The 7,568-nt window shown below is 61.0% G+C and carries 9 protein-coding genes; 8 read left to right on the top strand and 1 reads right to left on the bottom strand.

What is annotated here, in order from left to right; genetic code table 11:
• The first annotated feature begins 127 nt into the window (after window positions 1–127).
• The 5 genes from ACVWZG_RS11155 to ACVWZG_RS11135 all read left to right on the top strand — a co-directional run bounded on the left by ACVWZG_RS11155 (window position 128) and on the right by ACVWZG_RS11135 (window position 4,029).
• Entirely contained in the window at window positions 128–538 is a 411-nt protein-coding gene (locus ACVWZG_RS11155; RefSeq protein WP_414426329.1) for a YihY/virulence factor BrkB family protein, read from the top strand.
• A gap of 24 nt (window positions 539–562) precedes the next feature.
• Window positions 563–1,639 carry an L-threonylcarbamoyladenylate synthase gene (locus tag ACVWZG_RS11150; RefSeq protein ID WP_457407069.1) on the top strand — a complete coding sequence of 359 codons (1,077 nt, stop codon included), beginning with the start codon at window positions 563–565 and terminating at the stop codon, window positions 1,637–1,639.
• A 14-nt stretch (window positions 1,640–1,653) separates the two neighbouring features.
• A complete protein-coding gene (purE, locus tag ACVWZG_RS11145; protein ID WP_414384463.1) occupies window positions 1,654–2,193 on the top strand; it encodes a 5-(carboxyamino)imidazole ribonucleotide mutase in 540 nt (179 codons plus the stop codon).
• 66 nt (window positions 2,194–2,259) lie between these two features.
• Entirely contained in the window at window positions 2,260–3,018 is a 759-nt protein-coding gene (locus tag ACVWZG_RS11140; protein ID WP_011432665.1) for a hypothetical protein, read from the top strand.
• A gap of 324 nt (window positions 3,019–3,342) precedes the next feature.
• On the top strand, window positions 3,343–4,029 hold the full coding sequence (locus ACVWZG_RS11135; RefSeq protein WP_414329157.1) for a DUF3318 domain-containing protein: 687 nt from the start codon (window positions 3,343–3,345) through the stop codon (window positions 4,027–4,029).
• 4 nt (window positions 4,030–4,033) lie between these two features.
• Here ACVWZG_RS11135 and ACVWZG_RS11130 read toward each other — a convergent pair whose 3' ends face one another.
• Window positions 4,034–4,987, bottom strand: a complete 954-nt coding sequence (locus ACVWZG_RS11130; protein ID WP_414400684.1) for an asparaginase — start codon at window positions 4,985–4,987, stop codon at window positions 4,034–4,036.
• 142 nt (window positions 4,988–5,129) lie between these two features.
• On the opposite strand from ACVWZG_RS11130, the gene ACVWZG_RS11125 reads away from it, so the two are divergent.
• The 3 genes from ACVWZG_RS11125 (at window position 5,130) to ACVWZG_RS11115 (ending at window position 7,556) form a co-directional block, all read left to right on the top strand.
• The gene (locus ACVWZG_RS11125) at window positions 5,130–5,924 is read left to right on the top strand and encodes a sirohydrochlorin chelatase (RefSeq protein WP_457407068.1); all 795 of its coding nucleotides are present in this window, start codon (window positions 5,130–5,132) and stop codon (window positions 5,922–5,924) included.
• Between the two features lie 64 nt (window positions 5,925–5,988).
• Window positions 5,989–6,771 carry a uroporphyrinogen-III C-methyltransferase gene (cobA, locus tag ACVWZG_RS11120; RefSeq protein WP_457407066.1) on the top strand — a complete coding sequence of 261 codons (783 nt, stop codon included), beginning with the start codon at window positions 5,989–5,991 and terminating at the stop codon, window positions 6,769–6,771.
• Window positions 6,768–7,556, top strand: coding sequence for an ABC transporter permease (locus tag ACVWZG_RS11115; protein ID WP_457407064.1), 789 nt, complete (start codon window positions 6,768–6,770; stop codon window positions 7,554–7,556). Before cobA ends, ACVWZG_RS11115 begins: the two co-directional genes overlap by 4 nt.
• Window positions 7,557–7,568: the final 12 nt, after the last annotated feature.

The following is a 7,568-nucleotide window of genomic DNA, read 5'->3' as shown; positions in this document are numbered from 1 at the left end:
TAGAGGTCCGTGGTTGGCTTGCCAACTGCAGGGCTACCGTTCGCGCCAGCGGGCCGGAGGCCTTAAGCCCGCCCCGTACTGCGAAGCAGTCAGGGCCGGGTAGTTTACTGCCAGCTTTTTGCGCTTCTTGTACAGGAAAGCGAGATCCTTAGCCCAGGAGGTTGACGGGCCGACTCAGTTGGATCCCTTGCGAGAGCTGGGGTTGAACTTGTGGGGGATCCTCACTTGGCCAATTTCCTTGGGGCTGGTCGTCTTCTCCTGCTGGGTGCTGTATCGATTTGGCCCCAGCCTGCGCCGACCCCAAATCCCGATTTGGCCGGGGGCCATCGTGGCCAGCCTACTGTGGGTTGGGGTGTCGTGGGGGTTGCGGATTTACGTGGAGCACTTTGGGCAGTTCAACCAAGTCTACGGGGCGGTGGGGGCAGTTATTGTGCTGCTGCTCTGGGTTTGGCTCACTTCCTTGGCGCTGCTGTTTGGGGATCAAATCAACATCGCCCTCTACCAGGCGCGAAAATGGATTGCAGAACGGGATCCCTAGCCCCACCCCAAATCCGAGTCATGGATGCAGACGGAAATTCTTTCGCCCACTCCTGAGCACATTGCCGTAGCGGCTGCGGCCTTGCTGCAGGGCCAGTTGGTGGCCATCCCCACGGAGACGGTTTACGGCCTGGCGGGCCATGGCTTGGATGAGCAGGCAGTGGCAAACATTTTTGCCGCCAAGGAGCGCCCCCGCTTCGATCCCCTGATCCTGCATCTGCCGGCTGGGGCGACCCTAGAGCAGCTGCAGGGGTGGCTGGTGGATGTGTCGGCTTTTACTCCCACCGCCCGTGCTCTGCTGGGATCCCTGATCGACACCTTCTGGCCGGGGCCCCTAACCTTGGTGCTGCCCAAGTGTCCCACCGTGCCGGATCTGGTGAGCAGCGGGTTGCCTACTGTTGCCCTGCGGGTGCCTGCTCACCCGGTGGCTCAAGCTTTGTTGCAGGCGGTGCAAACCCCTCTGGCTGCCCCCAGTGCCAATCGCTTTGGCCGCATCAGCCCCACCTCAGCCCAGGCCGTCTATGCAGAGTTGGGAGGGCGGATCCCTTACATCTTGGATGGGGGAGAGTGTGCTGTGGGCCTGGAGTCCACCGTGCTAAAGCTCAGCCCCGAAGGGATCCCAACGCTGCTGCGCCCAGGAGGGATCCCACTGGAAGCCCTAGAAGCTCACCTGAAACTGCCCATCCGGGCCTCTGAGGACGGCAAAACGGGCCCGCCGGAAGCGCCGGGACGACTGAGCAGCCACTATGCCCCCAGTAAGCCCCTCCGGCTTTTGCCCACCCCTTTTGCCCAGCTTCAGCCCGGCGATTGGCAACAGGTGCAGCACCTGACAACCGGTCATTCCCACCTGGGCATCCTCAGCTTTGCCACGGATCCGCAGGCTCTGCTGAACACCCTCTCCCGCCATTGGCCGGGGATCACTTTCAGTTTGGAGTGTTTGGGTTCGGATCCCAAGGCAGCCGCCCGCGCCCTCTTTGCCAGCCTGCGCCGCCTGGATGAGGGAGATGCTACGCTCCTGCTGGCAGAGCCCCCACCCATCTCGACGGGGTTGGGCTATGCGATGATGGATCGGCTACGCCGGGCCAGCAGCCTTTCGCGTTAGCGTCGCTTAGCGATATGGAACTCTCCCCCCTCGTTGCCATCGTAATGGGCAGCGATTCCGATTTGCCCACCCTTGCACCTGCCGCCCAGGTGTGTGAGGAGTTTGGGATCCCTTACCAATTGCAGATCCTCAGCGCCCATCGCACTCCCGAGGCGATGGTAGAGTTTGCCCGCTGCGCCCATACCCAAGGGATCCGCGTCATCATTGCCGGGGCAGGGGGAGCAGCCCATTTGCCGGGGATGGTGGCGTCCCTCACCCCTCTGCCGGTGATCGGGGTGCCGGTGCTCAGCCCATCCCTGCAGGGGATCGACTCCCTGTACTCAATTGTGCAAATGCCCAAAGGGATCCCGGTGGCCACGGTGGCCATTGGCAACGGCTACAACGCGGGTCTGTTGGCGGTGCAGATCCTAGCCAGTGGGGATCCCGATCTGCTCCGGCGGGTGATCGCCTATCGGGAAAGCCTAAAACAGGCGGTGCAGGAGAAAAACGATCAGTTGCAAACCCAAGGGTGGAAAGCCTACCTCGACTCTATAAAGCATAAGAGCATAATTTAAGGAGCGTTGATCTATCTTGCCGCTTGCAAAGGGCCAGATAGGGCCGAGTTTTGGGAGTTGCCATCGGTGAAACATCAATCGGGTCGCCCTTCTTCCGGCCAGGGATCCTGGCCAGAATATCTGCAGCGGGTGGGGCGTGGGGCAGTGGAGACGGGATCCCAAGTTGCTCTGTGGATCCTATCGGGGCCGCAGTGGCGGGTTTTGGCTCTGTCGGCCTTGGCGTTGGCAGGGCTGGCCTTCTGGAATGGGCGGCTGGCGCTCTCTCTGGGGGTGGGCACCTTGGTGATGTTGGGGCTACAGGGGGTGCGCAGCCCTGAGTTCAACCGCCGCTGGCAGGAGTGGCAAGCTTGGTTTCGGCAGGCGGATCGCTGGCTTTTGCTGGCAATTGGTTCGGGAGCAGCCGCCACCTTGGGCACCTACACCCTCATCTCCATCTGGGCAGAATCCACCCAACGCTGGCTGGCCACCGGTGCCATTCTACAGGGATTGGCCACTCTAGCCTTGTTGTCGCTACTGTTTGGGGAGTGGCTCAGGGGCCGACAAGAGCGGCAACGGTCTCAATTGGAGCGCGACCTCAGCGACATTGCTTCTCCCGATCCCTTCCGACGGCTGGCGGGCGTTCGCCGCTTGCAGAGCTTAATGTCCCACCTGGATCCCGAGCAAACCCGGCTGGCGGTGGATTATCTGCGGTTGGCCCTCGACCAAGAGACGGTAGCGGTTGTGCGGGAAGCCCTGCTGGAGGCCCTACAGGGATGGGGGATCCTGCGCCGCCTCAACGATTTGACCAATCTCAAACACCCCAGCAGGGATCCCTCTTCAAACTAAGATAACGGCTGTCTTGGTCCTCAAGGGTTTGACTGGGATGATAAATTCAGTCCCTTGGGCAATCCGCCAAATAGATTGCTCACCTCAGGTTTAGCTAAACCGCCGAGAAGCCCCGCGCTGTATGCGTAGCAACCCTGCGGGAAGCTAGCTACAGGGTCGGGAGTATGTTACGCGGCATACCCCCTTTCCATCTAGGCTCAGGCTTGTCCCTCTGCCGCCAGCCCTATTGCAAAAAGCTTGCTTGGAGCTGGCCTGCAAGGAAGGTTAGAATCTTTTACTATGGGTAATCCTCTCCAGCCGCTCCCTTAGCCGCACTGTGCCAGCATGTATACCATTTCCGACTTTGACCGCCTGATCCAGTTTCTCCCAGTGGAGATCCGCCCTGAAGTGCAGATCGAGATCGGCACCCCTGACCAGTCTCGGGTTGTGCAGCCGTTGTGGCGCTTCCCCTGGCAAAAGTACTCTCGCTTTGCCATTGACCTCAGCCGTTGGCAGAAGCTGAGCCCTGACCAGCAGAAGATCTACTTCTTGCGAGAAGCGGTGATGGCCACAGAGCTGGCTTTGGGGGATAACTGGTCGGCGTTGTTGCTGTATCCCGCCTTGATCGGGGCCGGCAGCATGGGCATTTTGGTGGAGCTGCAGATGGGAGATAACCTCGGCGTTGGCTTAGCAGCAGGCTTGGCCGCGTCAGCGGTGTTTCTGTTGCGCAAAGCGGAGAAGGGCCAGAAGGCCCAGGTAGCAGCCGACGAGTTTGCCGTGCGCTATGCCTCCCAGAATGGCTACACCTCCGAGCAAGCTGCTGCTATCTTGCTGAGCGCGCTGCAGCAGGTGGCCATCCTCGAAGATCGCGTCAAGAACGACTACGACACCACCATGCGCCGCCGCAACCTGGAGTTCTTGGCGCAGCGGGGTTTGGGATCCGGCACCTTGACCATCAATCCTAAGTACCGCAACAAAGGCCAGAGCTCCAACCCCGGCCCCAATCCTTACCAAAACCCCTTCCAGCGCTGAGTCTTCAAGGCATGCGCAGCTCCCCTTCTACCTCGAGGCGGGTGTAGGGGCCGACGCGAAGGAAGCGCTCCCCCAGCATCTCGGCGGCGGCAGGCTGGATCCAGCCCATGCGCTGCAGCAGGTGCAAAGCCAGGGCATACTTGGCCCGGGCGGCTCCATCCTGGACCTTGATGGCCAGGCCCATGCCTTCCCCCACCCGGCCAATGCACTGGATCCCTTCAGCACCCGATTTGCTCACCAGATCCCCTTGAGTAGCCCGCATCAACTCCGTGTCGAAACACCCCTGTCCGGCCACCATCTCCGGGTGATGGGTCATGGCCCGTGCTACCGATTCCAAGTCGGGCCGCTCGCCGGCGGTCAGTTGGGCGAATAGAGAAGCCAGGTGGTTCAGTTGCAATTGGTAGGTGGGCACCCCACAGTCATCCCGCGCAAACAAAAACTCCTCCGAGGGCATTTGCAGCAAATCCGCCAACTTGGCCCGCACCAGCGCTTGCACCGGATGCTGCCGCTGGGCATAGTCTGACAAGGTCCAGTTTTGGGCGCGGCTGGCCACGAGCATGCCGGCATGTTTGCCGGAGCAGTTGTGGCACAGGGGGCTGGGCTTGCCGGGTGGGGTGGGGCAGACCAGCAAATCGGGAGACAGATCGGCCCGCCACAGTATACTGAACACCTGCCGCGCATGAGCCGTGGTGCCCTGATGGGATCCGCACATGATGGCAATATCTTTCTCGCTGAGGCGGTAGCGCTCGCGGATGCCGGTGGAGAGCATGGCCAGTGCTTGGAAAGGTTTGAGGGCAGAACGGGCAAAAACAGGGGTGGTGCTGTTGCCGGCCATGGCCAGAGAACGCCCGCGGCTATCGGCCACGACAGCTTGGCAATGATGGATAGATTCGGTCAACCCCTCCCGCAAGACATGGATTAAGAGTTCAGGGGCGGTGGAACGATTCTCAAATGACATGAAAACCTGGGAAAGGGCTGACGAAGCTGGGAAAGAGGGTGTGTACTCTTCAAATCATACGCGCAGATCCTACGCGAGAAGTTGGCGGGATCCCCTAAAGTAGCAAAATGGAACCCTTCCGCTCGGATCCCTGACCTCTGCCATGTCCTCCAATCCCCTGGTGTTTTTGGTCTGTCACGGCAGCCGGGATCCCGATTATCAGCAGGCTTTGGCAGATTTGTTGGCCCGGGTGCAGCAGCAGCTGGCTCCCCAGCCGGTGGAGCTGGCCCAGTTGGAAGGTCAGCCTCTCACCCTGGCCGAACAGATTCAAGGACGGCTGGCAGCTTGGCTGGGCGCAGGCCGATCTCCCGATCAAGTGGTGCTGCTGTCGCTGTTTATGGGCGAGGGATCCCATGTGGAAGAGGATTTACCGGCTGCGGTGAAGCAGGTTCAAGCTCGCTGGCCGCGCCTGCCCATCCGGTTAACACCCCCCATTGGCCAGCACCCGGCCCTCCTGGATCTGTTGGCGGCTCGCATTCTGGCTCCACAGCCCTCTTGCTCTGCAACGCTCAGGCAATCCGGCGAACGGGCAGATGCCTGGATTGTGCTTGGCCATGGCAGCCGTCTGCCGGGGTTTGCCGCCCAGCTCCAAGCAGGGATCCAAACTGTGCAACGGCGCTTGCCCGAGATCCCCTTGCATGTGGCTTTTGCTGCCCAGTCCCCCACCTTAGAAGCGGTCGTGATCCATTGCTTGCGCCTTAGCCAGTGCCGTCTACGGGTGCTGCCGTTTTTTCTCTTTCCAGGCGGTCTGCTGCGCGCCCTACAAGAACAGGCTCAGCGATTACAGCGGGAATGGCCTCTGCTCCAAATCCAGGTGGAGCCGCCCCTCTGGCGGGATCCTCAACTGATGCAGGCCATTGTGGAGACACTCCAGGCTTTTAGCCCGGCGCTGGAATAGCCGAATCTTTCCCGTTCCCTCAAAATGGATATTTCCAACAGCAATGACGCGACCAGGACTTGAGATGGGCAAAGTGTATTTGGTGGGGGCAGGGCCTGGGGATCCAGGGCTGCTGACGGTGAAGGGAAAGGCGCTACTCGCCCACGCGGATGTGGTCATCTACGATGCTCTGGTGGGATCCTCCATCCTGGAGCTGATCCCGCCGACGGCAGAACGGATCTATGCTGGCAAACACTGCGGCGCTCACACCTTGCCCCAGGAGCAGATCACAGCCTTGCTGATGGAGAAAGCTCGGACGGCAGCCGTGGTGGTGCGGCTCAAAGGGGGGGATCCCTTCATCTTTGGGCGAGGCGGCGAGGAGATGTTGGCTCTGGTGCAGGCCGGGATCCCAGTGGAGGTGGTGCCGGGAATTACGGCGGGCATTGCCGCCAGCGCCTATGCCGGGATCCCTCTCACCCATCGCGACCTCAGCTCCTCAGTTGCTTTTGTTACCGGACATGAGGCGGCAGGGAAATACCGCCCTCAGGTCAATTGGCGGGCTTTGGCCGGGGCGGTGGAAACCCTGGTGATCTACATGGGCATGCACAACCTCAGCCACATTGCCGCTGAATTGTTGGCCGGAGGGAAAGCTCCCGATACCCCGGTTGCCCTGATCCGCTGGGGCACCACCCCTGAGCAAGAGATTCATCTGCTCCGCCTGCAGACTCTGGCTGGGCGGCCCTCGCCCGTAGCACCGCCTTCAATTGTTGTGGTGGGAGCAGTGGTCAGCCTGGCCAGCTTGTTGCCCACTTTGCGTCCGCCAGTCTCGTATTGCTCCGCAGCGCTTGCGCAACCGGAATCTCCATGAACGCCTTCTTTCGCAAGTTGGGTGCCCTCTTCTCCGCCTACTACGCCTACATGCTGGAGTACCGGGCCGAGCTGATCCTGTGGGTGTTGGCCGGATCCCTGCCCCTGATCATGATGGGGGTGTGGAGCGAGGCAGCCCGCTCAGGAGACTTCTCGCTGTCTGCTCTGGAGTTCATCCGCTACTTTCTGGCGGTGTTCCTGGTGCGCCAGTTCACCATCGTCTGGGTCATCTGGGACTTTGAGCGAGAGGTGGTCGAAGGCAAATTATCTCCTCGCCTGTTGCAGCCTCTGGATCCCGCTTGGCACCATGTGGCCAGCCACCTGATGGAGCGCTTGGCCCGTCTCCCCTTTACCCTGGTTTTAATCGCCCTTTTCTTCGTCCTCTACCCCCGTGCCTTTTGGATCCCCTCTTGGGCACAGGTGGGGCTGGGATCCCTGGCCATTCTCCTGGCTTTTGCCCTGCGCTTTCTCATGCAGTACACCCTGGCGCTGCTGGCCTTTTGGGTGGAACGGGTGACGGCCTTGGAGCAATTCCATTTTTTGGTGTACTTGTTTTTCTCGGGGGTGATCGCTCCTCTGGAGGTGTTCCCACCCCCCGTGCGCCAGCTCTTGGCCTGGACACCCTTCCCCTACCTGGTGCACTTTCCCGCCAGCCTCTGGGCAGGGATCCCGGTGGATATTCTGCGCGGCTTTGGCATGGGCCTGGCCTGGACGGGCCTGCTCTGGCTGGCCAATCGCTGGTTATGGCGCAAAGGCTTGCAACAGTACTCAGGAATGGGAGCTTAGAGGCCCAGGTTC

This window comes from Thermostichus sp. OS-CIW-33 (assembly GCF_054059615.1).
The sequence above is the reverse complement of the archived record's forward strand: the minus strand, read 5'-3'. Positions and strand labels throughout refer to the sequence as shown.

Coding starts and splice junctions, on each gene's coding strand:
- ACVWZG_RS11115 (WP_457407064.1), top strand. CDS start 6,768: ATGAACGCCTTCTTTCGCAAGTTGGGTGCCCTCTTCTCCGCCTACTAC.
- ACVWZG_RS11125 (WP_457407068.1), top strand. CDS start 5,130: ATGTCCTCCAATCCCCTGGTGTTTTTGGTCTGTCACGGCAGCCGGGAT.
- ACVWZG_RS11130 (WP_414400684.1), bottom strand. CDS start 4,987: ATGTCATTTGAGAATCGTTCCACCGCCCCTGAACTCTTAATCCATGTC.
- purE (WP_414384463.1), top strand. CDS start 1,654: ATGGAACTCTCCCCCCTCGTTGCCATCGTAATGGGCAGCGATTCCGAT.
- ACVWZG_RS11150 (WP_457407069.1), top strand. CDS start 563: ATGCAGACGGAAATTCTTTCGCCCACTCCTGAGCACATTGCCGTAGCG.
- ACVWZG_RS11135 (WP_414329157.1), top strand. CDS start 3,343: ATGTATACCATTTCCGACTTTGACCGCCTGATCCAGTTTCTCCCAGTG.
- cobA (WP_457407066.1), top strand. CDS start 5,989: ATGGGCAAAGTGTATTTGGTGGGGGCAGGGCCTGGGGATCCAGGGCTG.